At 64.6% G+C, this 1,311-nt stretch carries 1 pseudogene; it reads left to right on the top strand.

The annotated features are described in order from the left end of the window. A pseudogene (locus SKC42_RS27375) lies at positions 1–878 on the top strand (PE family protein); the annotation flags it as partial. Between the last annotated feature and the right edge of the window lie 433 nt (positions 879–1,311).

The following is a 1,311-nucleotide window of genomic DNA, read 5'->3' as shown; positions in this document are numbered from 1 at the left end:
AGGCCGGCATCCAACAGATCGCCAGCTTCAACCCCGGTGCTTTTGTGCAGCAGCTGATCAACACCCAGATCGGCTACGCCCAAACCATCACCACCAGCCTGCAAGCGGCCGGCCAAGACCTCGTCACCGGCATCCAGACCCTGCCCACAGGCCTGGCGACAGCCTTCCAAGACCTCCTAGCGGGGGACCCCTCCGGCGCGTACGCCGCCCTCAGCACCGCGCTCGAGACCGCTTTCCTGCCCGGATTCAGCCTCGCCCAACTACCGTCGGGGCTTTTCGGTGTGACGCCGCTCGGGCCCTTGGGTGACCTCGCGCCCGTTCTCGCCATCCCCGGCCAGATCGCACAAAGCTTCACCGACCTGCTGCCCCTCGGCACCGTCCCCCACATGGTGGCGCAAAACGCAACCAACCTCCTCGAAGCGTTCACGAATTTCGGTACCACGCTGGACCTGACAGCGTTGAAGATCTACTTCGGGATTCCGCTGCAGTTGGTTCTGGACGGTATCGGTGGGCCGATCAACGGGTTAGGCGCACTCAACTCCAGCGCGGTGGCGCTGGGAAGTGCGTTGCAGACCGGTGATCTGACGGGCGCCCTGACCGCATTCCTCGATGCGCCAGCGAATGTCGCCAACGCGTTCCTCAACGGCACCACGAGCTGGTTGCTGCCGTCGGCCGATCTGGGCGGTGGCCTGACTTCGGCTGTCGAGATCCCCTTCGGGGGTATTCTCACGCCGCTGGCGATGCCCACGCTGGTGATCAGTTATCAAGGGACGTCCTCGCCGTTGCCCTTCCTCGGTGGCACCGGCGTCGGTGGACTCATCCCGGGCCTGCTCGGCTTCGGGCCTCAGCTCGCTTCGGCGATCACGTCCAGCCTGTAGGCGCCAACGGGAGGATGCCGGCGCTGCCCGGCGTCCTCCCTTCGCGCAAGAGCGGCCCCGCGCGCCACGCGGCCAGTGCCCCGTCCTCTCATGTGAGGCGGGTCGCCGTGAATCCGCGGCTCGCGCAACTCCTGTGAATACATCGTGTGACATTTGGCTGGTGCGTTAGTTGTTATTAGGCTCGTGTCGAACTTGGTTACTGCGGGGTGAGTTTCCGGTGGGTAACTGATAGTTGGGAAGTACAAGGGGGCCTCGCGCGTGGTGTGCGCGGGGCCCTTGTGGTGTTCGTGTGCAGTGCGGGGTGACCGCCGGTCATCGCCTGTTTGTGGTGCGAGGAGGGGTTGGATATGTCGTTTCTGATCGCTACGCCGGATTTGGTGGAGAGTGCGGCGCAGAGTTTGTCGGGGATTCGTTCGTCGTTGGCGGAGGCTGC

This window comes from Mycobacterium sp. 050134, from assembly GCF_036409085.1.
Lineage (GTDB): Bacteria > Actinomycetota > Actinomycetes > Mycobacteriales > Mycobacteriaceae > Mycobacterium.
The sequence above is the reverse complement of the archived record's forward strand: the minus strand, read 5'-3'. Positions and strand labels throughout refer to the sequence as shown.